Here is a 25,053-nt window from a genome sequence, read left to right on the forward strand (position 1 = left end):
TTTATCACAATCAATTTCCCTGTGGCAACAAACAGAGCGAAAAAGAGCCGGCCTTCATAATCAGGCCGGCCCAAGTAAATCGGCGTTATCGCTGCCGCGCCGGGTGGAACACCTTGTCGATAACCGCTTTGGTGCGGCTCATGGCGCGCTTGGCCCCTTCGAGCAGGCGCACCACGCGCGCTTTCTTTTCGTGGGCGCGGGCGGTGCGGCGCAGGGCCAGGTCCAGGTTGGCTTGTGTCGGCTGGGCGATTGCGGTGGCAACGGCTGCCAGCGCATCAGCGTCGGCGCTGGCCATCTCGCATACGTCGGACAGGCCGAGGCCGATTTCGTCGGCCGTTTCCAGGGAGCGCACGCACAGGCCGAAGCGATGCAGCAATTCGTTCAGGCAATCCATCCGCTCGGCAGGCGGCAGGCCGGCCAGCACTGACAACATGAAATTGGCCGGCAACAGGTTGTTTTCCTTCGATTCATCATCCAACCAGCGCAGTACGCGGTCGCCGTTGTTTTTCGTGCGCTGGTACTCGTCCGGATGGGGCTCGAAGCGAATTCCGGTGGCAGCTGGACCGCCCACCTCGTCGTGCGCCTGAACGATCACGCTGATCGCGCTGTAGCTCGACAGGCCGGCATCTTTTCGCCAGGAGCTGACGTGTTCGCGCAGGATGCCGATCAGAGTTTTCTTGTGCGAATCGTTCCGCATGCTTTTTTCCTTTTGGTAACTTATGCTGGATGAATGAACATTTTTTCCCTGCTGGCAATACTTACGAACGCTGCTGACTGGATGGCCGAACCAAATGAGGCGGGCACAACTCTTCGTGCAACGCCAGCAGACGGAGGCCAATTGCCAACGTGGGCCTACTACCTCTGCGCCCCAAGCCAAAAGCACAGATCGTTGACTGACTACAAGGAACCCTGTCTGCTAGCGCCTGCTGGGATAGGCCAGTAGCGAGCAATTCTGAGACAATTTTTTTCGTATCCATACCAAATTATTACATATGTATTTTGCTTTAACAATACCTATGTATTTGACCTATTTATTACAATCGTAATATGAAGAAAATATCTGAACGACTTATCTGGGCCCGGGCACAAAAAAGCTTGAGGGACGGAAACGACTTCACGCAAGTCGACCTTGCAACAAGGGCTGGCGTCTCGCAGGGTGCCATCGGCCACTTAGAGTCCGGCCGGACGAGCACGTCGAGAAGCATAACCAGTATCGCAAAAGCCTTAGAAGTTGATCCAGTGTGGCTTGCCGAAGGCAAGGGCGAACCTTTTCCCGTAGCTTGGGGCGCTGTTCCTGAAAATATCGGGAGTATCGGAGTTGTCGTTGCCGAGGAGGGAGATCCAGATTTCTACCAGATACCCAAGGTGCAGCTGCAGCTTTCCGCTGGTATTACAGGGTTCCAAACTGTCCCAGAGATACACGACGGTTCAAAAGTAAGTGTGGCGAAGAACTGGGTAGACAGGAATAAATATCGGCCCAGTGCACTGCTTGCGTTGACAGTAAAAGGCGAGTCCATGGAGCCTAACCTTTATCACGGCGATCTCGTAATTGTAAATACAGATCTAGTAGCTATGTCTGACGGAATGGTATTTGCCGTCAATTATGAAGGTGAAGCAGTAATTAAACGACTATCAAGAGATTTAGGGCAGTGGTGGCTTTGCTCAGATAATCCCGATCAACGAAAATATCACCGCAAAAGCTGTCGCGGTGGAGAGTGTTTAATGATCGGCCGTGTGGTTCGCCGAGAAACAGACAGAATATAATTTTTAGAATTAAAAGATAATCTGATGAGTAAAATAAAATGGTTGGTTTTCTTTTTGGTAATTTCATTCATGATTGGTGCAGTCACACTGTATGCCAAATACGATTCCTGGGTCACCTTACCCAAGGCACGAGAGCCTGTACGGGCGGTTACTAAAGATCCTGAAAGTGCACAATTCAAGGCTGATTACCTCACTAGAGACGGATGGCTTTGTGGCGAAATGAATGCAAAAAACGAATATGGAGCATATGTTGGTTTTAAACGATTTATTTCCAACTCTACGACAGGCAAGATTTATATTGAAGGTTCGGGACATATAGGTCAGCTAAGCACCGAGGAAATCTTAAAGCAACTAGATAAGAAGATTGCGCTGCTTAAAAAGCAAAATGAAATAAAGGCAGCAGGAGGCTCCGTTACGAAATATTCGGATAGTGAACGAGATCGAATAGCACTCCAAGAGGTATTTGAGGATCACTGGGGTGAGATTTGTAATTTGCCACATTGAAATAATTCATGTGTCTAATTTCTGGTGCGGTGCTAGGATGCGCAACCGTCAGTATCTTGCATGTTCGACTTGCACTAGTGCTGGTTGAACTTGAATACATCTACCCGCACCGAGCACGGACGATGCTGGATTTTTTGCAAGGGGCACTTACAGCAACCCCCATCATCCTGCTCTCGCCAAGGATTTTGGGCTTCTCCAGGGCGTACGCAACATTTGACATTGATCTTTTTCTGCAGAAAATCAATGTTGATGAAATAGCATGGCTCGATCTGCCCACCCCAGACAATGTCCGGGCGGCGGAGCTTCCGTTCTAGAAAAAATTCCCCACAGCAACTAGTTACTCATTTCTAGCGTTTCACGTTCGAAAAATCTCAAGCATGCAAAAAAATATTACATACGTATTGTTTAGTTCAAATACGTATGTAATAATTCCTCCATCGACACATCCAGTCACCGATGGAGAGCCCCATGGCACCTCAAACATCTACAACAGCTTCTATCAGTACTTACGCAAACACCGCAAGGGTGCGCCGAGTTGCTCTTGTGCTGTCAAATCGACTTCAACGCAATGCCATGGGCGCTACTTTTAGCTTGGCCAATGTGAACGGCGAAAAAATTGCCTTGGTATCAATTGCCCAGCAAGGCCTCGGATCGACACACCGCGCGGCAATGCGCATGGCGTTGTCCAGCGAGCTGGCGGGCGCGCTTCGCGCAGCCAGCACGGACTATGAGTTGCGCGGTGCGGTGTCGCCCGAAACCATGAACCGTATGCGCCAGCTCCTTGCCACTGTGGACGCATGATGAGCACCTTCACTGTCACCGTACGCCTGGCCGTCATGCTACTGATCACGCCCCAGGCCCTGAGCACTGAACGGCTGTCCGCAATGCTGCTGATCACTTACTCGGCCCTGGGCACCGACAGCGCCGCAGTAATCATGGCCGCTATCGACTGCTTCGGCCCATGCGTCATTACTGCTAAACCACGCTGAAAGCCGCGTATGCGCACCATTTTCAACCTGTTCAGTTTTTACCGCCGCCGCGGCGCCAGCATCTACGTCGCCGCGCGCCAGGCCTTGCACGTATATCGAAACGGATTCTGACATGACAAAAATCGAACCCGACCGCGCCGCGCTGGAAATCGCCTATGGCCAGTTGCACACCACCAGGCCGCTCGACGAGCTGCTCAAGGTGCCAAATCTCCGCGCGACGTTGTACGCGGTGGCGCGCCGGCACATGAAGCGCCGCGACCGGTTCGATCCGAAAAAAATGCAGGCGAACGATAACGATTAATTTCGAGCAACACCAACCGCAGCACCAACCTTAGAAAGCACGCCATGTTTACAACATTGCACGCGCTCACCCAAAGCGCGACGCTGATGATCGTCGTCACCGCCGAGGGCGACGACCTGCGCGTCAGCATCACCCCGACCCAGGCCGGCGACAAGACCAAGGCCCACAAGTTGCAGTCGCTGTCGCTGGTGGCCAGCCCGGCCGAGCTGGACGATGGCTTCGCCGCGGCCATTCAATCCTGGCAGGCGCCGAAGCTGTCGCTGCAGCAGCAGGTCGAGGCCGCGAACGCCGCGGGCGCCGATGCCAGCGCGGCGCCGACCGGCAGCAAAGCGGCGCCGAAGGAAACGACCGTCAAGCGCGCAGGCCCTGGCCGGCCGAAAAAGAACGACAGCCCAGCACCAGGCGGCGAAGTCCCAGCCGGCCCTGATAACGCCAGCCAGAAAGAAAACACGCCGCCTGCCGGCAGTGACGCTGGTGCTGCTGCGGCGACCAGCATGCCACCAGTTGGCGGCACCGAGACCGAAGAGCGCGAAGAAATCATGCCGGAGCCAGCCGGCAACCCTGCCATCACCACCGCCGTCGACACGGCAACCCTCGACCTTTTCTAAGAAAGCTATCCGCCATGGCAATGCAAATCGAAAAACTGATCCGTGAATTCCGTTACAACGGCGTGGTGCTACAGGACCCGAATGGCACCTTCAACCTGGTGCAGGTTCGCGACTTCTACGCCACGGTCTACCCGGAAATCATCAGCGCGGATATCGAGGGACCCGAGCAGCTGGGCGCCAAGGCCGTCTACACGTTCCGCCGCGCCGTCGGCACCAAGGGCTGCGAGCTGACCGGCCTGATCCGCGACGTCGGCGCGCTGCTGCACGCCAACTGGCTCGACAGCGAAGACGCTGAATTCATCAAGGAACTGCAGGCCGCCGTGGGCCGCAACGAGGTGACGTACATCGACTACGATGCGCGCGTGCGCCTGACCGAATTGCACGGCAAACACTGCAGCGTGGCGGCCTGACCATGTTGACGCGCAAAACTGCAATCGCGCAGCTGCGCGAAGCCGGCACGCTGGCTTCAAGCGGCGTGCCGGCAAATACGATTACCCCGGCCGAGGTGGATTCGCCCCTGGCTCACGCGCTGGCCAGTACCCTGGCACGCGACAAAACGCGCAAAAACCCGCGCTTGCTGGCGCCGTCGTTCGCCCACGTGGTGCTGCCATGATGGGGCCGGGCCTGCTGGCGATGCCAACCCTGCATGCGGGCATTCCGTCGGCCGTGCGCTTGCGCGAGCCAAATAGCCTGGTCGCGCCTCTTGCAATTGCGCTGCTGCAGGCAAACCAGATTACCGCAGCCATGCTCAAGCCGCGCCCGAACGCGCTGCTGGTCGAGGTATTTGCGGAACCGGACGAAAGGGCGCTAGCAGCAAAGGCCCTGAGCACCTGGTGGACCTCGATCCAGTATTACTCAAAATATTTCAGCTGGGGCCTGCATGTGCAGCAGCTGCCTGAAGATGGATATCACCACCAGCATGATTCAGGCACCATCTGGTTTTGCATGACCAGGAATACAGACGTTCCGATGCCGCGTTTCGCCCTGGAGCCGCGCATTACCGAGATGGAGCAGCACCTGGCCGGCTTCGGGCAGACAGTGCTGGCCGTACTTTTCGATGCCACGATGTACCTGCCGAATGCGCTGGACCCGTGGCGCGCGGTCAGCGCGGCAGAGTGGCTGCACTGGCACGAATGCCAGACGGACGAAGAATTGCTCGAAGATCAGCGCGAGGAGCGCGGCTACGACACCATCCAGCAGGTGATCGACGATGGCGACATTCTGACGCGCGCCGAATTTTACGGCGACATGCCGCGCTGGGTAACGCACCCAGCACGCGTGCTGTCGCGCGGCGAGATCGTCGCTGCCGCCAGCAACAGCTTTCACCGCGACGTGATTGCCGCTTGCGATGCCATTGCCGCGCTGGTCAACGGCCCGGAATTTACTATTCGGCCACATGAGGTAGGCGCGCACAACTATCCGGCCGACTGCGTTGATGGCTGCATGGTGCTGCTGTGGAGCGATAACGACCAAATCAGCCGCGTGCTCGATGACGAATTGAACATGCACGGCGAATCGGGCGAATACATCGAATTCATCGACGTTCACGGGATGGTGCCGTCGGGCGCCGCCATCAAAAAATATCAATCGCGTACCCGCCAGGTCATGCAATTGGCCCAGCTCACCGAGCGCCTACTGGAACTGATCGGAGAAATTATATGAAAACCGTAGCCATCATAGCCGCCGGCGACACCACGCTGAACCTGAGCGGTGCCTTGCTGCTGTACCAGGCGGACAATCATGGCGGCCCTATCTACGCCACGACGCACGGGATCGTGATCGATGCCAATAACCCTGCGCGCCGCGTGATCGGGCCCGGTGTGCCGATGACGCAATCCGCCCTGGCGGCGTTTGCCGCGCGAGTTAGCGTCAAAACAGCATACGCCGGCTTTGTGCCTGAAAATTTGTTGTACACGGCGCCGAACATGATCGCCTGGTGGACGCCGGCGGCGGTGCGCACCACCTGGTTCAAATCAAATTACCCCGAGATCGGCACCACCCACGGCCCGGCAGCGCATCCGGCCCTGGTGTTTGTTGCCGTGCCCGGCGGATGGTATGTATTCGCGCTGCGCGAGTCGGCCAGGCCTGGCCCCGCGACAACCCTGTATCACGCGCCTCACTTCAATGTATGGGATGGCGGCCGAATTTGCACCGGCAATGTCCCGCTGCCCGAAGCGCTCGCAGCCAGTGCAATACCCGCCTATGAAGACGCGTTTTTTCGCAGCCATTTCACACACTCGAACCGGCAGATACCGCATGCGGTGAGAACCAAGGGTGGCACGAAAGCCCTGTGGGTCAGCCAGCTGGCCAAGCCAGACCCTGACGCTATGCGCAGCGCGCTGGCGTCAACGAAAGAAGATTTACAAAGCGCGATTGCGCGCATCACGCAAAGCAACAGCAACCAATAACCACCCATACCAAAGGACACACGATGAACGGCCAAGATCTTGCAATGAAATTCGATGAACTGCTCAATATCACCAAAACGTCCTACGAGGTGTTCCTGCTGCACACCGAAACGGCGCTGCGCGACGCGCGCCCGCTGCTGCTGGCGGTCGACGAAGAAGCGGCCGATCCGGAAAAACTGGCCATGGATATGGCACTGTTGCGCGCCGCGCCGGTCGTCGTGGTGCCGTTGCACAGCGAGTTTCACGCGCTGGAGGAAGCCGGCCACCGCTTCCTGATGGCTGATGACGGCGTCTACCTGGAGGTGCGCAGGCCGTGGCTGCACATGATCCAGCGGCTGGCGGAGCAAAAAGCGGTGCGCATGCCGTTTGGCGCCATCGTGCCCAAGGTCGAATTCGCGTTCGGCAAGATCGGCACCGCGCTTGCGGAATTGCGCGCTTTTGGTGAGGTGGCGCGCCTGCAGTCCCCGATCGAGAGCGCGGCCAGCTTGATCTGGAACGACGAAACGCGCGAATGGGCCTTGCGCTATCCATTGCCGATCGGCGAACCGACCAGCGGCCACATCCAGTACCAGCAGTTGTTGCTGGCAGAGCGCGAGCACCTGGCCATCGATTTGCACAGCCATGGCGCGCATCCGGCGTCTTTCAGCGAGACCGACAACCTGGACGACGCCGGCAGCGTGAAAATTTCCGGCGTGTACGGCAACCTAGACCAGCAGCTGCCGACGGTCGCATTCCGGCTGTGCGCGCTGGGCCTGTTCATAACGCTGGCGGTACCGGCCGACAAGATTTTCACGGCCGAACTGGCCGCCGCGTAGGAGCCATCGACATGCCCCACATTACTCCCGCCCATTTCCTGCAGCACCAGGTGATGATTCACCTGGTGGGCTGCGGCGGCAACGGCTCGCAAATGCTGACCGGCCTGGCGCGCCTGAACCACGCGCTGACGGCACTGGGCCATCCCGGCCTGAACGTGATCGCGTTCGACCCGGACACGGTCAGCGAGGCCAACATGGGCCGCCAAATGTTTGGCCAGTTCGACGTCGGATCGAGCAAGGCGATCGTACTGGTCAGCCGCATCAACGCTTTTTTCGGCCTGAACTGGGAGGCGCATTTTGGCCTATACGAAGCCGGCAAGGGTGCGCCGGACATGCTGATAGCCTGCGTCGACAGTGCCAAGTCGCGCTACGAAATCGCCAACGGCCGCGCGCTGCGCCATCCGAACAAGCCGTACTACCTGATGGACATGGGCAATCGTGCCGCCGACGGCCAAGTGCTGTTCGGTGAGCTGTCCAATGCCGACGGCAGCCCGGCCCATAAGGCTCCAGTCGGTAGTGCCCGCCTGCCAGACCCGTACCACGTGTTGCCCGAGTTGGTCGACATTCAGGCCATCGAGGACGACACGCCCAGCTGCGGCTTGGCGCAGGCGCTCGAGCGCCAGGAACTATTCATCAACCAGGCAGTGGTCACGCCGGCGCTCTCGATCCTCTGGGAATTCTTCCGGCACGGCCGCTTGACCTGGCACGGCGCCTTCGTCAACCTGCGCACTGGCAGCATGCGGCCATTGCTGGTGAAAGAGCCGGCCCCGGAAGCGGCCGAGGCAGAAGAACTGCGCGTGCGGGTGATGGCATGAGTACACACACACCTGGGCTACTTTTCATGGCCGAAACCTTCCAAGAGGACGGGCCTCCAGAAATTGTGATTCGAGGCATTGGCGGACGCGCTGCCGTAGCGGTCGTCTTGGACTTCGGCAATGCACCCGGGATGCAAGAGGCCAATGCGCAGCGCCTTACTACCTGCTGGAACGCCTGCCTGGGCTTACCGCAGGAAACTCTCGCTGGCGGATGGACGGCGGCTGGCATGAGTACCTACGCGAAAGGCCTGGAAGACAAGCTACGCGTCGCCCGGGCATTGCTTCTGGATCTACAACAATTGAACGACGACGAGGAGGTTGTCGACCATGACGAGGGCATGCCGTGTACGTCGGCAAAGTTCGAAAAGGCGATGGAAGGCGTACGTGAGATTTTGGCTGGAGGCGGACGATGAAGGAGCTTCCTATTTTGTTCAATGCGCCGATGGTGCGCGCGTTGCTCGACGGCAGCAAGACGCAGACGCGCCGGATCATGAAGCCGCAGCCAGAACCAGTACCGCATCGCCCGGGCGATTACCAGTGGCCTTGCAATGCTCTCCAGTCGATGGTGAGCGTAGCGGATACGCGCGCGCCTGGCGCCCACGGCATGGCTGGCGACGCATGCCCGCACGGCGCGCACCGCGATCAAATCTGGGTGCGCGAAACTTTCTTCGCCTACGGCCGCTGGGTAACTCGCTACAGCAAGAAGAAGGGCCGGGACGAAAGGCACTTCATCGATATGACGGCCGAATGCGATCGCACATACCAGTACGACGCCGATTCACCGGACGTACCGGCGGCAGCTGAGCGCGGCGGCGCGCAGCCAGGCTGGTACAAACGCCCGGCCATCTTTATGACTCGCGCGGCGAGCCGGACCCTGCTGGCGATCGTGTCGGTGCGAGTCGAGCGGCTGAACGACTGCAGCGAGGTAGACGCATTGGCCGAGGGCGCCAAGGCTGAGCCGTGCGATCACGTTCGTATGTCTTGCGACGAGATCGGCTGCTGCGGTCCAACGGCCAGGGGCATGTACGCAGCGTTATGGGACCAGATCAATGGCGCCGGCGCCTGGGCTGGCAACCCATGGGTGTGGGTGATCGAATTCAAGCAGGTGCCACAGCACCACCAAAAGTAAAGGATTGGCCATGAACGCCGACAACACCAAAATCAAAATTTTCCAGATCGATGACTGGGCATACGTCGCCGCCGAAACTGAACAAGATGCATGCGACTTTATTGCTATCGATGCGGCGCGGCCGGACGATCCGGAGGCCTGGGAGTGCAGCGAGATGACGCGTGGAAAGCATGCGGATCTGGAGGCACTGCTCGCAGCACACATCGAAAACAGCGGCACGTTCCCCGATCTGATCGGCATTGACGCACATTATCAATAAGGACATCCAATAGTGAACACCTACCAAGAATTCTGCCGCCTGCGCGATCTCCATATTCCAGGCGTGAACGCCCCAAAACACACCGAGGCCGACGCCTTTTACATGGCCGCCGCCCAGCTGGCCGTGCCCGACGGCTACAAAGTGGCGCCGCTTGAGCCGACGCCTGAAATTATCGCCGCTGCCGCAGTTGCCGCCTGGCCGACTGCCAGCCCGGCCGACATTACGCTGGCGCGCCTGGCGGCGCCGATCGTCCTGATGCAGATGGATATGGCGCCGGGCACGACGGTCGAAGCGGTCGCCGGCATGCTGGCCACGATGGCGCCGGCATATCGGGCCATGCTGGCTGCGGCGCCGATTCCGCCAGCGGCCGACCAACACCCTGATGACGCCGCTGTCGATCGATTCGCTGCGGCGATGAAGGAGAAATTGACCCTCACACGAGCAAAGGGCCGCAGCGGCTGGGATGATCCTGATCAGTGCAGCGTCGATGATTTGACGGTCATGCTGCGCAACCAGGCAAACGGCGGGGATCCTGTCGACGCAGGCAACTTCGCAATGATGGTCCACCAGCGCGGCGCCCGCATCGCACCGCCGAAATATGCGCGTGCCGACGCCATTGAGGCTGCCGAGCTGCAAACCGTCTTGATGGATACCTTCGCGCACTGCCGCCCGGAGCACCCGGCCGGCATCACCGCCTGGGCCAAGGCTGCTTTGCTGGAAGTAAAAGATAGCCTTCGCTACCCGTTCACGATGTCGGCAGCCCTCGCCGATGTTCTGGGATTGCCGAATTTCCGTACAGGGCCAATCGCGGACGTTTACCGTGCAGCTGGCGCCGAGATCCGCACCAATTGCGGGGACGAACAGGCTTTCGTGCTCGACCGGTATCTTCGCCTGGCGCTCGAGCACGGCGATGAATGGCGTACGGCTGCCGAGGCCGATCTTAAAGCAGCGTACGCGCGGGCCGAGGCTAGCAGGGCGGTGAAATCATGAGCCGCTTTTCCGACTGCTTCGCGCCCAGGCCTGCGCCGAAGCCAATCAGTGCCGCGCGCTGGGTTCCGTTAGCAAAGAAACACGGCCTGGACATTGACTTCAAAAGCAAGTGCGCCAGCCATGAATTGGCTGTTGAATTTTGGGGTGAAGATTGGTGTTCGCCTGATGTTGGCGCATGCGTTGTCAAGGTGGCGGGAATTATCGATTCGAGCGATCACGGGACTACATTGAAAAAAATAGGAGGGCAATCATGACCACCACCGAAACCGACGTCCTGGCCAAGCTGGCTGAGGCAATCGAAAAAATGCAACGGCCCGTTTTGCCGCTTTCCGTGGACCTTTGGGATACCAACTGCCTGGCTACCTACTTCAAGCGCTCAGCGGCCCGGGTTCGTAGCGACATAGTATGCCTTCCGACGTTCCCTCGACCTATCCGACTGCCAGTGGAGGGACGCTCGCAGGCGCTGTACAAAGCGCGCGAGGTGATCGCATGGACGGAAAAGCACACTTCATAGCTTCGCCGCGATATCGTCGGCAGTTGCGTTGTAATACGTCTGCAACTGCCGTATATCGCGGTGTCCGACCATGCGCGCCAGATCCAGCACACCAAGTTTGCCGGCCAGGCGCGTGATGGCTTCGTGTCTCGTATCATGGAATGTGAGGCCTTTGACACCAGCCCGCTCACGGGCCTTGCGGAAAAGTGCATCGAGGGAGGCGGAGGAGATATCAAAACCGTCGGGCACCATCGCCCATATCTCTTGCGCGCGCGGCGAAAGCGCCACATCCCTAGGAAAACCATTCTTCGTCATTTTCAACCTGGCCACGCGGCCCGATATATCCGCCTTGCCCAGACCGCATATTTCTCCCGCGCGCATAGCCGTTTCAATAGCGAACAGGAAGGCTAGGGCGATGCGATGCTGTTTCGTCGTCGGTACCATGCCGGGGGCCTTTTGATCCCAACCCAGAGCCAAGCAGATGGCTGTGATTTCGTCCTCGCTTATCAGCCTGTCCCTAGGTGGCTTGACCTTCGGCCGTGCCACATCGGTCGTGGGACTCTTCGATAGCCACTTCCATTCCTTGCGCGCCACCGAGAACACGTGCGACAGCAGGTTCATTTCCCGATTTACCGTTGCCCCGGATACGGTCCTGAGCCTCTCATCACGCCAGGCGGCCACGTGGGTTTCATCGACGTCAGCGATTTTCACGGTGCCAAGGGATGTAGCGCCCATGGCGGCCAGACGGTTGACCTCCCAGCGCTTGCCGGCTTTATTCCTGGAAACTTCGCGCTCGTACCGATCAAAAGCATCTTTGCACGTCTCTTCGATAATCTTGGCCTTGCCGTCGGCCAGCTGCACGCGTTGGGTGGCCTCCCAGGCGAGGGCGGCCGCCTTTGTCTCAAAGGTGCCGGATACCCGAACACCCTTGACCATGAGGCGATGTCGCCAAATCTTGCCATCCTTGACCGGAGCTGCCATTTTGGTAAATCCATTGGTAAATTTTGGCAAATGGTAGCAGCATTTCGGTGCCCTATGCCGCATTTTGCTTTTTCTGCAGACGAAAAAAAACCCGCTTTCCCCTATGAAAATAGAGAAAAGCAGGTTTTGTACTACTATGCGTTTTTTGTTCTGAGTGCCCGGAGCCGGAATCGAACCGGCACGCCCTTACAGGCGGGAGATTTTAAGTCTCCAGTGTCTACCAGTTTCACCATCCGGGCAGCGCGGCGAGATTCTAGCACAGGTGATGCCCATAATGCCATCTTGTGCCTGAGCCAGGCTGTCCGGTTTGCGCCGGACAGCTTGGTTTTACCTGCCGGCCGTCAGAACGTCGCCTTGAACTGCACCCCGTACGTGCGCGGTTCGTTGATGATGCCCGTCAGGTTGTCAAAATCGATGGCGCCCAGCGACTGGATCTGGTTGGTGATGTTGCGGCCGTACGCGGAGATTTCGTATTTGTCCCATTTGTAGCCGACGCGCAAGCCGCCTTCCAGCAGTTCCTTGGCCTTGTATTCCTTCGCTTCATACAGGAAGAAGTTGTAGCTGGTGCGATAGGCCCAGTCCGTGTAGGCGTAGAACTCGCCATTGGCGAGGGGAATGCTGTATTTCAGGGTGAAGTTGGTCTGCCATTCCGGCGCGCGGGGCAGCGGGTTGCCGTCGATGTAGGCCGTGCCCTTGAACGGACCGACGGGGTCGGTGACGGTACAGCCGCTGGCCGGGTTGTTTTGCGCATTGCCGCAACTGAGGACGAACAGTTTCTTGTCCTGGATTTCCGTGTGGTTGTAGCTGCCGCCCAGGGTCATGCTGAGCGAATCGCTGAGATTCGCCTGGAAATCCAGTTCCACGCCGCGGCCCGTGGCCTTGTCGGCGTTGATCAGCTGGTTCATATTGACGGCGCCGCTGCCGGCCGTCAGCTGCTTGTCCTTGACGCGGTACTGGAACACGGCCACGCTCAGGCGCGCGCGCTTGTCGAACAGGTCTTGCTTGATGCCCGCCTCGACGGACAGCGCTTTCTCGGCGCCGGCAAACGAAGGGCGGTCGGCCAGGCCGTTCAGGCGGCCCTGCATCGACGGCGCGCGGTAGCCGGTGGCGATGCGCGCGTAGGCATTGGTTTCCGGTGTCAGCACATACGTGCCGCTCAAGTCCCAGCTGACGTTGTGCGAGGTGTCGTGCAAGTTGAATGGGCCGGCCGTGGTCGCTTCCACGCGCTTGGCCGAGAAATCCTTCTTGTCGCTCGTGTAGCGCAGGCCGGCGCGCAGTTTCAGGGCGTCCGAGACCGTGTAGTTGAGCGAGCCGAAGGCCGCATACGACTTCGAGCTCTGGTTTTGCGTGGCGTAGGCGCTGTTTTGCGGATTGCCGGGCGCCAGGCTGTCAAAGCTGATGCTGTCGATCTGGATATCTTCCTTGAAGTAGAATAAGCCGCCTATCCATTGCAGCGGGCCGCGGGCAGACGATTCGGCGCGGAATTCCTGCGAAATCTGCTTGTGGTTGGGAATCACGTCGGCCGTTTCCACGACGAAGGGGATGAAGCCGGGACCCATGGGCGGGGCGTACACGGCGCCATAGCCGCCGTCGACGTCGGCGCGGCTGAAGAAATCGAGTTTTTCGTAACCGGTGATCGAATGCAGGGTGACGCCGGGCAAGTCCCATTTCAGGCGCATGCTGCCGCCCTTGGTTTTCAGGTGCTGGCGGTTGATGCCGTCGGTCGGGTAGGAGTTGTAATCGAAATTGTCGACCAGGTCATTCGTGCCCTGTTTCAGGATGTTGGCGCGGAACAAAGTGGCCGTGCCGTCGAGGTTGCGCGCGTGCACGTTGAACAGGGCCGTGAAGTCGCGCGTGGGCTTGACCAGTACCTGCAGGCGGGCGGCGCTGTCTTCATAGCCTTCGAAGTCGCGCGTGCCGGTGGGGCGCGGGTTGTGCACGCGGTCGTCGCGGCGCTGTGTCTGGCCGGAAAAGCGCAGGGCCACCGTGTCGCTGACGGGCACGTTGAACGCGCCTTCCAGGTTTTTCATGCCATCCTTGCCGAAACCGCCGCTCAGGTAGCCTTCCGTCTTGAAGACGGGCTTGGCGGAATCGAACTTGATCACGCCGGCCGGCGAGTTACGGCCAAATAGGGTGCCTTGCGGGCCGCGCAGCACCTCGACCTGATCCACGTCAAACACGGGAAAACCCTTCAACATGGCGTTTTCCTGCACCACGTCGTCCATCACCAGGCCCACCGGTTGCGAGGCGTTCAGGTCGAAGTCGGTATTGCCCAGGCCGCGAATGTAGAAACGGGGAAAGGTGCGGCCGTAATCCGATTCGACGGAGACGCTGGGCGAACGGCTGTTGAGGAAGCGGATGTCGGCGCCGCCGGCCGTCAGGGTGTCGAGCTTGTCGCCCTTCAGAGTGGCGATGGACATGGGCACGTCCTTGATGTTTTCCGCGCGCCGCTGCGCCGTCACGATCACCGTTTCCAGCTGGCCAGGACCGGCCTGCGCCGCCGGCGCGGCAGGGGCGTCGGCGACAGGCGCCGGGACGCTGTCCTGCGCCATCGCCTGCAGGGGGAAGGCGGCAGTGATTGCCAGGGCAATCAGGGTGTGGCGTATTGTGCTGGCGCGTGTGCTGGCATGCGGTGTCATCATGAAACGGCTCCTGTCGGTGAAGGTTGTTGGGGCGCTGCAAGCTGGCGCTGGCCAGCTGGACGAAAAATCATGCTAGCACGGAAAGTTTTGGTATTCATGCCATTTTTCAGGCGCGCTCATTCAGATGTTTTTCGACTGAATACACGAATAAAATCGTATTTGTCGTCAATATTGGGCGGGTGCATAGTGGAGTGCCGGCAGGCTTGCGCGAGCGCAAAGTGGCCTGGCGTGGCGATGGAGGTTTCCTGCGGAAACGCAAACAGAGGGAGGGCTGTTGCCGTGCAGCCCGCGCCCGGGCACTGGAAATACAACAGCTGCCGCGGATTTTTTTCGGCAGGGGCGTGTTGTTGCTGCGCGACAGGGGACGGTGCCGGTGGCGGCTATCCCCGTGTGCGGATCAGCCGGGAATGGGCGTGCCCTGGTGAAAAATCATTTGCCAGCGGCCATCGCGCCACTTCCACAGCGAACTGCGCAAGCTGGCGCTGGCGGGCAGGGCGCCGCTGGCGTGGCGCTGCGAGCGGTAGCTAACCAAGGCCACATCGTCAGCCAGCAGGCGGGCTTGAAAATCGCTGATGCTGCGCGGACAAAAATCTTCTGCCGGCAAGTCCGCCAGGGTCGCGGCGCGTGTCCAGAGCTTGCCCGAGCTGCCGAATTCGACGAACTCGTCGGCTAGCAGCGCTGCCAGCCTGGCGCTGTCGGCGCGCACGGCCCGGCTTTGCAGCGCCGCTTCCAGCGCCTGCAGCTGCGCCGCCAGGCGTGCGCCGTCCTGCGTCTGCTCCCGCGCGTGGTCCATTGCCAAGGTCTTCAGATGGGGAACGCGCCCGCGCCCGACACATTCAGGCAGGCGACCTTGTCGCTGGAAAAATACTTGATTTGCCCCAGGCCGATGGCGTAGCAGCCGTCGCTGAGCGGGGAAATGGGGCCGGTGAGTTTTTCACCGCTGATCAGGGTGACCACCCAGGGCGTGGTGGCCGGTTTGCCCGCGTGGGCCAGTGCGTGTTGTACCAGGTCTGACATGGAGCCTCCGATGGAAATCAAAGCTCGATGATAGCAGTGCCGCGCGGGCTTGGGCGATGCCGTGCCGGCCTGGCGCGCGGGCTGCGCCATGGCCGCCGCGGCAGGCATGACCGGGCTTCATTATTTATTTGCATAATGGCAATTAAGTGATATAGTTGACAAGCACTCCTGGCGAAAAAGCTTGGCAAGGCAATGTTGATTGATCCTTCTCTGCCGTGCAGCGTTTGTTCCGCCGGCGCCGCGCGCAATACTTTTGAAAGCCGCACCATGTCCAGCCAGTACCCCGACGCACCGCCCCGCTTTTCCATGCCCCCGCCGCCAGTCACCAATACGCCGCTGGAATTCATGCCCACGCACGATCTGTCCTTCTGGGACAGCGATGTGACGTCGGGCTGCATGGTGTCGCTCGATGCCGCCGTGTCGTTCAAGGATGGCTACCCTTCCTTGCGCATCGACCTGCCGGCCGGCTTGCCTGCCGGTACCGTCGTGAAAGTGGGCACGACAGGCGCTGCCGGCAAGGGCCAGCCGCGCATTCCGTTCAACTGGGATTTGCAACGCTTTTCCTTCGCGCTGCGCTCGACGAATGCCGCCATCATGCAGACGGGGGGCATGATTTACCTGGGCAACAGCGATTACAGCAGTTTCTGGTCCGGCTTCCTGAATGCCTTGCATTACGGCGGTTCCGCCGCCGCCGACACCTTGATGTTCGTCAACAATGAGTGGTGGGTGCCCAAGCTGGCCACGCCGCTCGATAGCGAGGGCACGCCCACGGCACAAAACCTGTCGCGCGGGAAATTTACCGTGCAGCTGACCGCCGCCACGACGCAGCCGGAAACCATCTGGCTGGGCATGCTTGCGGCGTTGCCGAAGCGTAAATTGCCCACCGTCATCTTGTCTTTTGACGATGGTTATGCCTCCTGGGATACGTATCTGATGGAGCGGCTGAAATACTATGATTTGCCGGCCTCGTTTGCCATCGTCACTTCCCTGCTGGGGCAGCCCGATTACATGTCGGCCGAGCGCATGAAGGTGCGCTTCGACGATCCGTCGCGCCTGTTCGACTTTACCCTGCACCAGAGCGTGCACGACAATGTGGCGGTTCAGGGTTCGGCCCAGTACGTCACCGCGCTGCAGGTGGGGAGGGACAAGATGCGCGCCGCCGGTATCGGCGGCGACGGGCCATCGCACCATGCGTGGGTCGAATCGCTGTGGACGAATACGGCCATCAACGCTATGCGCGCCGCCGGTTTCCTGTCGGCGCGCGGCGCCGGCTATACGGCCGAGCGCGGCTTCGACCAGATGTTTTTCACTGGCAACGACAAGGATGCCTACATCCTCAACACCTCCACGGTCAACCTGACAAACGACGCCAGCTTTGCGCAAGTCCAGGCGGCGATCCAGACGGCGATGGGCGACGACAGCTTTGTGTTTGTCAACGGCCACGATATCGTCAGGACGCCAACGTCCGATTACCAGACTTCGTATGCGGTCATCGATGAATTGCTGGCATGGCTGGCGGGGCAAGTGGCTGCCGGAGCGCTGCAAGTGGTGTCGCATAGCCGCTGGTTTGCCGATACGACGGGCAGGGTGACGGACCGGCGCTGATCGCCCCGGGAGCAGGGCTGCGCCGGCGCCTCAGGCGTCGGCCAGCAAGTTCTTCGGCAGGGCCACCGACACCAGCTTCCAGTGCCACAGGCCGTCGCGCGCCAGCGTCAGTTCGCCGATATGGCTTTTGCTGTGGGCGCGCTGCACCACGACGCTGTCCCAGGAGGTGTAGCGCAGTTTGTAGTCTGGCTTGGTATTGCGCTTGCGGCCGCTGATGTCGCTGACCTTGGCGAGCGGTTTTTCGTAGCGGTCATTGAGCTTCATCAAGGCGACGATGCCTTCGGGCATCAACATGGTATCGAGCAAGGGGTCGATGACGTCGGGACTGATGTCGTCGGCCACTTCGGGCGCCGAAAACAGGGTGTGCAGTTGTTGCCCGAGGCTGCCGCGCAACTGGGGCAGGTCGATATGCGCAGCGAGGGCCTGGGTATCCTCGTCCATCGTTGCCGTGCGAATCTTGTTCATGGTGAAATACGGGCTGCCATAGAAGACCCCGGCCAGCGCGACCAGTGCCACTACAGCGAGAAGCATCATTCTTTTCATCGTGCGATCTCTCGGATGCCTGGCGACCCGGTGCGCCTGAAGTGTTGGCATTCTACATAATATTTCCCAAAATCAATATAGAGGTTTAAGTAAGTGTTGTTTTAGATCAAGTTTCTTTAAAGTAATTCCGGCGGCAAGGTGATGTCCGTCAGTTTCCAGTCCCAGATGCCATGGCGGCGCAGCAAAAACTGGCTGGCGGCGGGCCCGGCGCCGCTGCGCCGCAGCACCACTTCGTTCCACGAGCGGTACGCCATGCCGAAGTCATGGCGCTTGCCGTCCGCCCCGTGCTTGCCATGCAGGATCAATACCGTGATGCCGGGCGGCGAGACGATGGTGTCGAGCATTTCCTTGAAATCGTCCTCATTGGCCGTTTCGCCGGCCGCCCGCAGCTGGCGCGCCACGCTGGCGCGCACGGCGGGCAGGTCGGCCTGCTGCGCCAGGTTTTCCAGGCGCACGGATTTCGCCGCGATGCTGATGCGGTACATGGCGATATAGGGGCTGACCCAGGTGAAGCCGATGGCGGCGACGGCAAAAATGAGCGCGGTGGCGTACTTTCTTTTCATGGTCCGTGTTTTTGTATGAGCTGTGCCGCCGTGATTTTACCCGGCCAGGGGCGGTGGATGGTGTAGCATTCGTGCCGGCGCGGACCATCGCGCCGCAATATTGAGGACAACCATGAATATCACTATCAATCAGGTGCTGCAGTCGTATATCGACCCGCTCACCGCCAGCGAGTACGCGGCGCTCGAGCGCAGCCTGCTGGCCGAAGGCTGCCGCGATGCGCTGGTGCTGTGGAACGACGTGCTGATCGACGGGCATAACCGCTACGCCATCTGCCGCCAGCATGGCATCGAATTCAAGACCATCCAGAACACCAGCTTTACCTCGCTCGACGATGTCATGCTGTGGATGATCGACAATCACCTGGCGCGCCGCAGCGTGTCGGACTTCCAGCGCGGCGTGCTGGCCCTGCGCAAGAAGGAAATCGTCGCCGCGCGCAGCCCGGCGCCCGTCAGCGCCCAGGATGCGCCGGAAGGCGAAAACGCGCCGAAGGCACCCATGAGCACGCGCGAAGAGGTGGCCAAGGCAGCGAGATTGAGCAGCAACCAGATCAGCCAGATCGAGAAGATCCAGAAGGCGGCGTCGCCGGAACTGGTGGAAGCCGTCCGTTCGGGCACGATCTCGATCAATGCGGCGGCCACCGTGGCATCCCTGCCGCCGGAAGAACAGGTGGCGGCCGTCGCCGGCGGCAAAAAACTGCTGCGCCAGGCGGCCAAGGAAATCCGCGAACAGCGCGCTGCCACGCGCACGCCGCGCGAGCCGAAGGTGCATGTATCGCAGGATACGCCGGAGACGGGCAACGAGCCGTGGGCGGATAACGTGGCCCAGGCGCCGTCCGAAGCGGAACGCCTGCGCGGCGAGATCGCCAGCCTGAAACAGAAGGTGGCGCAGCTGCAGGCGGAAAATGTGGAGTTGAACCAGCGCATCGCGGCCCTGATTGACGCATCCTGATCTGGAGTTTTGGCATGTTACATCGCAGTGCCCTGTTTGCCTCAGTTGCTGTCGCCAGTATTCCCGTGCTGGCCGCACCCGCTGTTTCTGTCAAGGACATGGCCCGCTGGCAGGCGCAGGCGGCCAATGTCAGCATCGCACGCGATACGTGGGGCATTCCCCATGTGACGGGCAAGACGGATGCGGATGCCGTGTTTGGCCTGATGTATGCGCAGGCCGAAGACGATTTCCCCCGCGTGGAACTCAATTACATCAACGCCATGGGGCGCCTGGCGGAAGTGGAGGGCGAACGGGAGCTGTACCGCGACCTGCGCATGAAGCTCTTCATCGACCCGCTTGAGCTGCAGGCGCAGTACCGCGCCAGCCCGGCCTGGCTGCGCAAGTTGATGGACGCCTTTGCCGATGGCCTGAACTTTTACCTGGCCACGCATCCGCAGGTCAAACCGCGGCTGATTACGCATTTCGAGCCGTGGATGGCCTTGAGTTTCAGCGAGGGCAGCATCGGCGGCGATATCGAATCGATCAACCTGGCGCAGCTCGAAGCGTTTTACGGCCAGCAGGCCAGTCCTGCCGCCGTGGCGCTGGCCAGCATCGAGACCGGGTTGGATCCCGAGCCCAGCGGCTCGAACGGTTTCGCCATCGCGCCCGCCATCACCAAAAATGGCCATGCGCTCTTGATGATCAACCCGCACACCTCGTTCTACTTCCGTCCCGAAGTGCAGGTCACCAGCGGCGAAGGCTTGAACGCGTATGGCGCCGTCACCTGGGGCCAGTTCTTCGTCTACCAGGGTTTTAACGACCGCCTGGGCTGGATGCATACCTCGGGCGGCGGCGACGTCATCGACGAATACCTGGAAAGCATCGTCGACAAGGACGGCGCCTGGTTCTACCGCTATGACGGCGGCTTGCGCCCCTTGAAAACCGTGCCCATCACCTTGCCCTACAAACTGGCCGATGGCGGCATGGGGTCGAAAACCATCACCGTCCACTACAGCCACCACGGCCCCATCGTGCGCGCGCAGGATGGTAAATGGGTGGCCGTGCGCCTGATGCATGAACCGTTGAAGGCTTTGATGCAGTCGTACGCGCGCACCAAGGCGCGCGATTATGCTGCGTTTTATCAAACGATGGAATTGCGCACGAATTCGTCGAACAACACGGTGTATGCGGATGCGGATGGCAATATCGCCTACTTTCACGGCAATTTCATCCCCGTGCGCGACCCGCGCTTCAACTGGAAGCAGCCTGTCGACGGCAGCGACCCGGCCACGGAATGGAAAGGGCTGCACACGGTGGCGCAAACCATCACCCTGTTCAATCCGAAGAATGGCTGGATACAGAACACGAACAACTGGCCGTATTCGGCGGCCGGCGCCAACAGTCCGCGCCAGAGCGACTATCCCGCCTACATGTCCGTGTACGGCGAAAACGCGCGCGGCCTGCATGCCGTCAAGGTTTTCCAGAACCAGAAGGATTTCACGCTCGACAAGCTGATCGCCGCCTCGTACGACAGCGAACTGACGGCCTTCGAAGCGCTGTTGCCGCCCCTGTTCGCGGCATACGATGCGCTGCCGGCGGGCGACGCGTACAAGCTGGCGCTGGCCGACAAGGTGGCCTTGCTGCGGGCTTGGGACTGGCGCTATGCGCTGGACTCCACCGCCACCTCGCTGGCCGTGTTCTGGGGCCAGGAGCTGGCCGAGCTGGCAGGAAAACAGGCGCGCGAGCAGGGCGTGCCCGTTGTCGATTTTCTGGCGACGGACAAGGTCACGGCGGCGCAGCGCCTGGCTGCACTGGCGACGGCGGCCGATAAACTGCAGCGCGATTTCGGCAACTGGCAAACGCCGTGGGGCGAGATCAACCGCTTCCAGCGCCTGACGGGGGATGTGGTGCAGCCGTTTGACGATGCGCAAGCCAGCCTGCCCGTGCCTTACGCGTCGGGCAACTGGGGTGCGCTGGCCGCGTATGGACAGAGCAGCAAGAGCACCACGCGACGCATCTATGGCGAGCGCGGCAACAGCTTTGTGGCGGCCGTGGAATTCGGTCCCCGCATCAAGGCGAAAAGCATCCTCGCCGGTGGCCAGAGCGGCGACCCGAAGTCGCCGCACTTCCGGGACCAGGCGGCCATGTATGCGCGCGGCGAATTCAAGGACGTGCTGTTTTATCCCGAGGACGTGGCGAAGCACCTGGAGCGCAGGTACCACCCCGGAAAATAGCCGCCGGGCGTATCAAATCGCGTCGAGCGCCGTGCGCAGGTCATGGCGCAAATCCTCGATATCCTCGATCCCCACCGACAGGCGGATCAAGCCGTCGCCGATGCCCAGCCTGGCCCGCTGCCCGGCCGGGATGCTGGCATGCGTCATCAGGGCAGGGTGCTCGATCAGGCTTTCCACGCCGCCCAGGCTTTCGGCCAGGGCGAACACCTCGCAGCGTTCGAGGAAGCGCCGCGCGCCTGCCAAATCCGTATCGAGGTCGATCGAGATGATGCCGCCGAAGCCATCCATCTGGCGCCGCGCCAGCGCATGCTGCGGGTGCGATGCCAGGCCCGGATAAAACACCTTGCGCACTTCCTTTTGCTGTTCCAGCCACTGCGCCAGGGCCAGGGCGCTTTCGCAATGGCGCTGCATGCGGATGGCCAGGGTCTTCACGCCGCGCAGCGCCAAAAAGCTGTCGAACGGCCCGGCAATCGCGCCCACGGAGTTTTGCAAAAAGCCCAGCTGCTCGCGCCATTCCGCCTGCCGTTCTTCCGCGCCGACGATGGCGATGCCGCCGATGATGTCCGAGTGGCCGTTCAAATACTTGGTGGTCGAATGCACGACGATATCGAAGCCGTGTTCCAGGGGGCGCTGCACCAGCGGGCTGGCGAAGGTGTTATCCGCCACGGCGATGATGCCCCGTTCGCGGCAGATGTCGGCAATGGCGCGCAAATCCGCCAGTTTCAGCATCGGGTTGGTGGGCGTTTCCACCCAAACCATCTTCGTTTCCGGGCGCAACGCGGCCAGCAGGTTTTCCGGATTCGTCAGGTCGACATACGTGAATTCATGACCGGCCGAGCGGCGGCGCACGCGCTCGAATAAACGGTAGGTGCCGCCGTACATGTCGTCGCCGGCGACGATATGGCTGCCCGCGTCCAGCAATTCCAGCACTGACGAGATGGCGGCCAGGCCCGAGGCGAAGGCGAAGGCTGCGCTGCCGCCTTCCAGGTCGGCCACGCAGCGCTCCAGCGCCCAGCGCGTGGGATTGTGCGAGCGGCCGTAGTCCAGGCCTTTATGTACGCCGGGGCTGTCCTGCACGAAGGTGGAGGTGGCGTAAATGGGCGGCATGATGGCGCCCGTCGACGGGTCGGGCGACTGGCCGGCGTGGATGACGCGGGTGGCGAGGCGGCTCTTGCGGGGCGTTTGTTGGCTCAAGATAGTGTCCTGCGTAAGTGGTTGAGAAGGTCGAAGCGGGTGATCAGGCCATAGAAGGCGCTGTCGTCGGCGACGACGGCCGTCAAGCCCCGGTCCAGGGTGGCGCGCAGGGCGGGCAAGCCGCTGGACGGCGCCAGGGTTTCGATCTGCGTCGTCATGGTGGCGCCCACCAGCGAGGCGAAATGCGCGGCGTCGCCGGAAACGTGCAGCAGCAAGTCCGATTCGTCAAGGATGCCGACCAATTGGCCGCCGTCGATGACGGGCAGCTGCGCCAGATCGCTGGCGCGCATGCGGTTGAAGGCCGTGAGCAGGGTGTCGCCCGGCGCCACGCTGACGACGTCGCCCTCGTCGTAGCGGCGTCCGATCAGGTCGCGCAAGTCGCCGGACAAGGCCCGCTGCAGCAGGCCCTGGTCGCGCATCCAGCCGTCGTTGTAGACCTTCGACAGGTAGCGCGTCCCCGTGTCGCACACAAAGGTGACGACGCGTTTGGGCGTGGTCTGTTCGCGGCAGTACTTGAGCGCGGCGGCCAGCAGGGTGCCCGTTGACGAGCCCCCTAAAATGCCTTCGGCCAGCAGCAGGGCGCGCGCGGAATCAAAGCTTTCCTGGTCGCTGATGGTGTAGGCCTTGGTGACGCTGTCCATGTCGGCAATCGAGGGAATGAAGTCTTCGCCGATGCCTTCGACGGCCCACGAGCCGCTCGTGTCCGATACCTTGCCCGTGTCGATGTATTCGGTGAGGATGGAGCCTTGCGGGTCGGCCAGCACGAATTCCAGCTTCGGCTGCGCCTTGCGGAAGTAGCGCGTCAGGCCCGTCAGGGTGCCGGACGAACCGACGCCGACGACGATGGCATCCACGTCATGGCCGCTTTGCTCCCAGATTTCGGGCGCCGTCGTCGTTTCGTGGGCCAGCGGATTGGCGGGATTGTTGAACTGGTCGGCAAAGAAGGCGCCCGGCAGTTCGCGCGCCAGGCGCGCCGCGTAATCCTGGTAGTACTCGGGATGGCCCTTGCCCACGTCCGAGCGCGTGGTGTGCACTTCGGCGCCCAGGGCTTTCAGGTGCAGCACTTTTTCCGTCGACATCTTGTCGGGCACGACAAGGATCACGCGGTAGCCCTTGATGCGGCCCACCAGCGCCAGGCCGATGCCGGTGTTGCCGGCCGTCGCCTCGACGATGGTGCCGCCCGGCTGCAAACGGCCGTCGGCTTCGGCCGCTTCGATGATGGACAGGCCGATGCGGTCCTTGATGGAACCGCCGGGATTTTGCGATTCCAGTTTCAGGAACAGCTGGCACAGGCCCGTGTCGAGCCTGGTCACTTCGACCAGTGGGGTGTTGCCGATCAGCTTGTATAGCGCTGGCGGCTGGGATGGGGATGGCATTCGATCATTCATGGTGGCTCCTGTCAGAGAAATAGCCGCTCCGGATTGTGTCCCGAGCCGCCTTCCGTGCCGCGCAGTGTAGGCGGGTGCACGGGTGCGGCGAACGAATGTTTGCATGCTTGCATATGCGGCTTTCGCATATCGCTTGTGGCGTGCGCGCTTCGAGTATGCGCCGTTTTTAGCCCGCTTGCCGCGCCAGCGGCACGACTATTAAGCTGCCGCAAGCCCGCCATTGCGATTTATAATCACGCCTCGAAAAGGAACTAAACAGTATCCTGAAAACCAGACAAACAGGGCAGGCGGCAGTGGCAAAACTTTATTTCCGGTATTCCGCGATGAACGCGGGCAAGTCGACGGCCTTGTTACAGGTCGCGCACAACTATGAAGAGCAGGGCCAGCAGGTGCGCCTGTACACGGCCGCCATCGACAGCCGCTACGGCGTGGGGAGGGTCACTTCGCGCCTGGGCCCGCAGCGCCAGGTCGATATTTTCCATGCCGACACGAATTTCCTCGACGCAATTTCCCAGGTCGCTTGCCTGCTGGTTGACGAAGCGCAATTTCTCAGCACGGCACAAGTGCAACAATTGCACCAGCTGGCGCAAGTGAAGGGCGTGCCCGTCATCTGCTACGGCTTGCGCACGGATTTCAAGGGCGAACCGTTCCCCGGCTCGGCCTATCTGCTGGCGCTGGCCGACGATATCGAGGAATTGAAGAATATCTGCACTTGCGGCAAGAAGGCCACGATGAACATCCGCGTGGATGAGCAGGGCCGCCGCATCAAGGAAGGCGAGCAGATCAGTATTGGCGGCAACGAGAGTTACCGCCAGGCGTGCGGACGCTGTTTCTATGCCTGATTTACAACGCCTAGCAAAACCGTAGCGAGCGGAAGGACGTT

At 60.7% G+C, this 25,053-nt stretch carries 32 protein-coding genes and 1 tRNA gene; 23 read left to right on the plus strand and 10 right to left on the minus strand.

Going from position 1 to position 25,053, the window contains the following annotated elements; genetic code table 11:
* Positions 1-85: 85 nt before the first annotated feature.
* A complete protein-coding gene (locus OX460_RS02080) occupies positions 86-697 on the minus strand; it encodes a hypothetical protein (protein ID WP_289897469.1) in 612 nt (203 codons plus the stop codon).
* Positions 698-1,047: 350 nt separating this feature from the next.
* Between OX460_RS02080 and OX460_RS02085 the strand changes: the two genes are divergently transcribed.
* The 19 genes from OX460_RS02085 (at position 1,048) to OX460_RS02175 (ending at position 11,096) form a co-directional block, all read left to right on the plus strand.
* Positions 1,048-1,764 (plus strand): S24 family peptidase, encoded by a 717-nt coding sequence (locus OX460_RS02085; protein WP_289897470.1) that lies wholly within the window; start codon positions 1,048-1,050, stop codon positions 1,762-1,764.
* A gap of 24 nt (positions 1,765-1,788) precedes the next feature.
* Positions 1,789-2,268: a hypothetical protein gene (locus OX460_RS02090; RefSeq protein WP_289897471.1), complete on the plus strand. Its 480-nt coding sequence runs from the start codon at positions 1,789-1,791 to the stop codon at positions 2,266-2,268.
* Between the two features lie 122 nt (positions 2,269-2,390).
* Positions 2,391-2,582, plus strand: coding sequence for a hypothetical protein (locus tag OX460_RS02095; RefSeq protein ID WP_289897472.1), 192 nt, complete (start codon positions 2,391-2,393; stop codon positions 2,580-2,582).
* Positions 2,583-2,736: 154 nt separating this feature from the next.
* Positions 2,737-3,069, plus strand: a complete 333-nt coding sequence (locus OX460_RS02100) for a hypothetical protein (protein ID WP_289897473.1) — start codon at positions 2,737-2,739, stop codon at positions 3,067-3,069.
* A complete protein-coding gene (locus OX460_RS02105; RefSeq protein ID WP_289897474.1) occupies positions 3,069-3,257 on the plus strand; it encodes a hypothetical protein in 189 nt (62 codons plus the stop codon). Before OX460_RS02100 ends, OX460_RS02105 begins: the two co-directional genes overlap by 1 nt.
* Before the next feature lie 112 nt (positions 3,258-3,369).
* On the plus strand, positions 3,370-3,558 hold the full coding sequence (locus tag OX460_RS02110) for a hypothetical protein (RefSeq protein ID WP_219327149.1): 189 nt from the start codon (positions 3,370-3,372) through the stop codon (positions 3,556-3,558).
* A gap of 44 nt (positions 3,559-3,602) precedes the next feature.
* A complete protein-coding gene (locus OX460_RS02115; protein WP_289897475.1) occupies positions 3,603-4,166 on the plus strand; it encodes a PRTRC system protein E in 564 nt (187 codons plus the stop codon).
* A gap of 14 nt (positions 4,167-4,180) precedes the next feature.
* Positions 4,181-4,576 carry a PRTRC system protein C gene (locus OX460_RS02120; protein WP_289897476.1) on the plus strand — a complete coding sequence of 132 codons (396 nt, stop codon included), beginning with the start codon at positions 4,181-4,183 and terminating at the stop codon, positions 4,574-4,576.
* A gap of 2 nt (positions 4,577-4,578) precedes the next feature.
* Positions 4,579-4,779 carry a hypothetical protein gene (locus OX460_RS02125; protein WP_289897477.1) on the plus strand — a complete coding sequence of 67 codons (201 nt, stop codon included), beginning with the start codon at positions 4,579-4,581 and terminating at the stop codon, positions 4,777-4,779.
* The gene (locus tag OX460_RS02130; RefSeq protein ID WP_289897478.1) at positions 4,776-5,828 is read left to right on the plus strand and encodes a PRTRC system protein F; all 1,053 of its coding nucleotides are present in this window, start codon (positions 4,776-4,778) and stop codon (positions 5,826-5,828) included. Before OX460_RS02125 ends, OX460_RS02130 begins: the two co-directional genes overlap by 4 nt.
* Positions 5,825-6,574, plus strand: a complete 750-nt coding sequence (locus OX460_RS02135) for a PRTRC system protein B (protein ID WP_289897479.1) — start codon at positions 5,825-5,827, stop codon at positions 6,572-6,574. The genes OX460_RS02130 and OX460_RS02135 overlap by 4 nt, the downstream gene beginning before the upstream one ends.
* Before the next feature lie 23 nt (positions 6,575-6,597).
* Positions 6,598-7,389 carry a PRTRC system protein A gene (locus OX460_RS02140; protein ID WP_289897480.1) on the plus strand — a complete coding sequence of 264 codons (792 nt, stop codon included), beginning with the start codon at positions 6,598-6,600 and terminating at the stop codon, positions 7,387-7,389.
* A gap of 11 nt (positions 7,390-7,400) precedes the next feature.
* The gene (locus OX460_RS02145) at positions 7,401-8,204 is read left to right on the plus strand and encodes a PRTRC system ThiF family protein (protein WP_289897481.1); all 804 of its coding nucleotides are present in this window, start codon (positions 7,401-7,403) and stop codon (positions 8,202-8,204) included.
* Positions 8,205-8,230: 26 nt separating this feature from the next.
* Positions 8,231-8,617 (plus strand): hypothetical protein, encoded by a 387-nt coding sequence (locus tag OX460_RS02150; RefSeq protein WP_289897482.1) that lies wholly within the window; start codon positions 8,231-8,233, stop codon positions 8,615-8,617.
* Complete coding sequence (locus OX460_RS02155) at positions 8,614-9,333, plus strand: hypothetical protein (protein ID WP_289897483.1); 720 nt, start codon at positions 8,614-8,616, stop codon at positions 9,331-9,333. Before OX460_RS02150 ends, OX460_RS02155 begins: the two co-directional genes overlap by 4 nt.
* A gap of 10 nt (positions 9,334-9,343) precedes the next feature.
* Positions 9,344-9,592, plus strand: a complete 249-nt coding sequence (locus tag OX460_RS02160; RefSeq protein ID WP_289897484.1) for a hypothetical protein — start codon at positions 9,344-9,346, stop codon at positions 9,590-9,592.
* Positions 9,593-9,604: 12 nt separating this feature from the next.
* On the plus strand, positions 9,605-10,582 hold the full coding sequence (locus OX460_RS02165) for a hypothetical protein (protein ID WP_289897485.1): 978 nt from the start codon (positions 9,605-9,607) through the stop codon (positions 10,580-10,582).
* The gene (locus OX460_RS02170) at positions 10,579-10,836 is read left to right on the plus strand and encodes a hypothetical protein (RefSeq protein ID WP_289897486.1); all 258 of its coding nucleotides are present in this window, start codon (positions 10,579-10,581) and stop codon (positions 10,834-10,836) included. Before OX460_RS02165 ends, OX460_RS02170 begins: the two co-directional genes overlap by 4 nt.
* Positions 10,833-11,096, plus strand: a complete 264-nt coding sequence (locus OX460_RS02175; protein ID WP_289897487.1) for a hypothetical protein — start codon at positions 10,833-10,835, stop codon at positions 11,094-11,096. The genes OX460_RS02170 and OX460_RS02175 overlap by 4 nt, the downstream gene beginning before the upstream one ends.
* Here the strand turns inward: OX460_RS02175 and OX460_RS02180 are convergent.
* The 5 genes from OX460_RS02180 to OX460_RS02200 all read right to left on the minus strand — a co-directional run bounded on the left by OX460_RS02180 (position 11,091) and on the right by OX460_RS02200 (position 15,715).
* Positions 11,091-12,086 (minus strand): site-specific integrase, encoded by a 996-nt coding sequence (locus OX460_RS02180; protein WP_289897488.1) that lies wholly within the window; start codon positions 12,084-12,086, stop codon positions 11,091-11,093. The two genes, OX460_RS02175 and OX460_RS02180, sit on opposite strands and share 6 nt — an antisense overlap.
* 125 nt (positions 12,087-12,211) lie before the next feature.
* A tRNA-Leu gene (locus OX460_RS02185) sits at positions 12,212-12,295 on the minus strand.
* A gap of 102 nt (positions 12,296-12,397) precedes the next feature.
* Positions 12,398-14,695: a TonB-dependent receptor gene (locus OX460_RS02190; RefSeq protein WP_289898404.1), complete on the minus strand. Its 2,298-nt coding sequence runs from the start codon at positions 14,693-14,695 to the stop codon at positions 12,398-12,400.
* 400 nt (positions 14,696-15,095) lie between these two features.
* Positions 15,096-15,491, minus strand: a complete 396-nt coding sequence (locus OX460_RS02195; RefSeq protein WP_289898405.1) for a nuclear transport factor 2 family protein — start codon at positions 15,489-15,491, stop codon at positions 15,096-15,098.
* An 11-nt stretch (positions 15,492-15,502) separates the two neighbouring features.
* Positions 15,503-15,715, minus strand: a complete 213-nt coding sequence (locus tag OX460_RS02200; RefSeq protein ID WP_010399127.1) for a hypothetical protein — start codon at positions 15,713-15,715, stop codon at positions 15,503-15,505.
* A gap of 267 nt (positions 15,716-15,982) precedes the next feature.
* Between OX460_RS02200 and OX460_RS02205 the strand changes: the two genes are divergently transcribed.
* Entirely contained in the window at positions 15,983-17,320 is a 1,338-nt protein-coding gene (locus tag OX460_RS02205) for a polysaccharide deacetylase family protein (RefSeq protein ID WP_289897489.1), read from the plus strand.
* Positions 17,321-17,350: 30 nt separating this feature from the next.
* Here OX460_RS02205 and OX460_RS02210 read toward each other — a convergent pair whose 3' ends face one another.
* Both OX460_RS02210 and OX460_RS02215 read right to left on the minus strand, forming a co-directional pair.
* Positions 17,351-17,854, minus strand: a complete 504-nt coding sequence (locus OX460_RS02210) for a DUF2939 domain-containing protein (RefSeq protein ID WP_180278753.1) — start codon at positions 17,852-17,854, stop codon at positions 17,351-17,353.
* Positions 17,855-17,979: 125 nt separating this feature from the next.
* Positions 17,980-18,426 carry a DUF2939 domain-containing protein gene (locus tag OX460_RS02215; RefSeq protein WP_251348257.1) on the minus strand — a complete coding sequence of 149 codons (447 nt, stop codon included), beginning with the start codon at positions 18,424-18,426 and terminating at the stop codon, positions 17,980-17,982.
* A 112-nt stretch (positions 18,427-18,538) separates the two neighbouring features.
* Between OX460_RS02215 and OX460_RS02220 the strand changes: the two genes are divergently transcribed.
* Both OX460_RS02220 and OX460_RS02225 read left to right on the plus strand, forming a co-directional pair.
* On the plus strand, positions 18,539-19,375 hold the full coding sequence (locus tag OX460_RS02220; RefSeq protein WP_289897490.1) for a hypothetical protein: 837 nt from the start codon (positions 18,539-18,541) through the stop codon (positions 19,373-19,375).
* Between the two features lie 14 nt (positions 19,376-19,389).
* Complete coding sequence (locus tag OX460_RS02225) at positions 19,390-21,588, plus strand: acylase (protein ID WP_289897491.1); 2,199 nt, start codon at positions 19,390-19,392, stop codon at positions 21,586-21,588.
* Between the two features lie 12 nt (positions 21,589-21,600).
* Here the strand turns inward: OX460_RS02225 and OX460_RS02230 are convergent, their stop codons facing one another.
* Positions 21,601-22,782, minus strand: coding sequence for a PLP-dependent aspartate aminotransferase family protein (locus OX460_RS02230; RefSeq protein WP_289897492.1), 1,182 nt, complete (start codon positions 22,780-22,782; stop codon positions 21,601-21,603).
* Positions 22,779-24,158, minus strand: coding sequence for a cystathionine beta-synthase (locus OX460_RS02235; RefSeq protein WP_289898406.1), 1,380 nt, complete (start codon positions 24,156-24,158; stop codon positions 22,779-22,781). The genes OX460_RS02230 and OX460_RS02235 overlap by 4 nt, the downstream gene beginning before the upstream one ends.
* Before the next feature lie 305 nt (positions 24,159-24,463).
* On the opposite strand from OX460_RS02235, the gene OX460_RS02240 reads away from it, so the two are divergent.
* Entirely contained in the window at positions 24,464-25,012 is a 549-nt protein-coding gene (locus tag OX460_RS02240) for a thymidine kinase (protein WP_289897493.1), read from the plus strand.
* Positions 25,013-25,053: the final 41 nt, after the last annotated feature.

It is taken from the genome of Janthinobacterium sp. SUN033 (assembly GCF_030397595.1).
GTDB classification, from domain to species: domain Bacteria; phylum Pseudomonadota; class Gammaproteobacteria; order Burkholderiales; family Burkholderiaceae_D; genus Janthinobacterium; species Janthinobacterium kumbetense.

Coding starts and splice junctions, on each gene's coding strand:
- OX460_RS02080 (WP_289897469.1), bottom strand. CDS start 697: ATGCGGAACGATTCGCACAAGAAAACTCTGATCGGCATCCTGCGCGAA.
- OX460_RS02085 (WP_289897470.1), top strand. CDS start 1,048: ATGAAGAAAATATCTGAACGACTTATCTGGGCCCGGGCACAAAAAAGC.
- OX460_RS02090 (WP_289897471.1), top strand. CDS start 1,789: ATGAGTAAAATAAAATGGTTGGTTTTCTTTTTGGTAATTTCATTCATG.
- OX460_RS02095 (WP_289897472.1), top strand. CDS start 2,391: ATGCTGGATTTTTTGCAAGGGGCACTTACAGCAACCCCCATCATCCTG.
- OX460_RS02100 (WP_289897473.1), top strand. CDS start 2,737: ATGGCACCTCAAACATCTACAACAGCTTCTATCAGTACTTACGCAAAC.
- OX460_RS02105 (WP_289897474.1), top strand. CDS start 3,069: ATGAGCACCTTCACTGTCACCGTACGCCTGGCCGTCATGCTACTGATC.
- OX460_RS02110 (WP_219327149.1), top strand. CDS start 3,370: ATGACAAAAATCGAACCCGACCGCGCCGCGCTGGAAATCGCCTATGGC.
- OX460_RS02115 (WP_289897475.1), top strand. CDS start 3,603: ATGTTTACAACATTGCACGCGCTCACCCAAAGCGCGACGCTGATGATC.
- OX460_RS02120 (WP_289897476.1), top strand. CDS start 4,181: ATGGCAATGCAAATCGAAAAACTGATCCGTGAATTCCGTTACAACGGC.
- OX460_RS02125 (WP_289897477.1), top strand. CDS start 4,579: ATGTTGACGCGCAAAACTGCAATCGCGCAGCTGCGCGAAGCCGGCACG.
- OX460_RS02130 (WP_289897478.1), top strand. CDS start 4,776: ATGATGGGGCCGGGCCTGCTGGCGATGCCAACCCTGCATGCGGGCATT.
- OX460_RS02135 (WP_289897479.1), top strand. CDS start 5,825: ATGAAAACCGTAGCCATCATAGCCGCCGGCGACACCACGCTGAACCTG.
- OX460_RS02140 (WP_289897480.1), top strand. CDS start 6,598: ATGAACGGCCAAGATCTTGCAATGAAATTCGATGAACTGCTCAATATC.
- OX460_RS02145 (WP_289897481.1), top strand. CDS start 7,401: ATGCCCCACATTACTCCCGCCCATTTCCTGCAGCACCAGGTGATGATT.
- OX460_RS02150 (WP_289897482.1), top strand. CDS start 8,231: ATGGCCGAAACCTTCCAAGAGGACGGGCCTCCAGAAATTGTGATTCGA.
- OX460_RS02155 (WP_289897483.1), top strand. CDS start 8,614: ATGAAGGAGCTTCCTATTTTGTTCAATGCGCCGATGGTGCGCGCGTTG.
- OX460_RS02160 (WP_289897484.1), top strand. CDS start 9,344: ATGAACGCCGACAACACCAAAATCAAAATTTTCCAGATCGATGACTGG.
- OX460_RS02170 (WP_289897486.1), top strand. CDS start 10,579: ATGAGCCGCTTTTCCGACTGCTTCGCGCCCAGGCCTGCGCCGAAGCCA.
- OX460_RS02175 (WP_289897487.1), top strand. CDS start 10,833: ATGACCACCACCGAAACCGACGTCCTGGCCAAGCTGGCTGAGGCAATC.
- OX460_RS02190 (WP_289898404.1), bottom strand. CDS start 14,695: ATGACACCGCATGCCAGCACACGCGCCAGCACAATACGCCACACCCTG.
- OX460_RS02195 (WP_289898405.1), bottom strand. CDS start 15,491: ATGGACCACGCGCGGGAGCAGACGCAGGACGGCGCACGCCTGGCGGCG.
- OX460_RS02200 (WP_010399127.1), bottom strand. CDS start 15,715: ATGTCAGACCTGGTACAACACGCACTGGCCCACGCGGGCAAACCGGCC.
- OX460_RS02205 (WP_289897489.1), top strand. CDS start 15,983: ATGTCCAGCCAGTACCCCGACGCACCGCCCCGCTTTTCCATGCCCCCG.
- OX460_RS02210 (WP_180278753.1), bottom strand. CDS start 17,854: ATGATGCTTCTCGCTGTAGTGGCACTGGTCGCGCTGGCCGGGGTCTTC.
- OX460_RS02215 (WP_251348257.1), bottom strand. CDS start 18,426: ATGAAAAGAAAGTACGCCACCGCGCTCATTTTTGCCGTCGCCGCCATC.
- OX460_RS02220 (WP_289897490.1), top strand. CDS start 18,539: ATGAATATCACTATCAATCAGGTGCTGCAGTCGTATATCGACCCGCTC.
- OX460_RS02225 (WP_289897491.1), top strand. CDS start 19,390: ATGTTACATCGCAGTGCCCTGTTTGCCTCAGTTGCTGTCGCCAGTATT.
- OX460_RS02235 (WP_289898406.1), bottom strand. CDS start 24,158: ATGCCATCCCCATCCCAGCCGCCAGCGCTATACAAGCTGATCGGCAAC.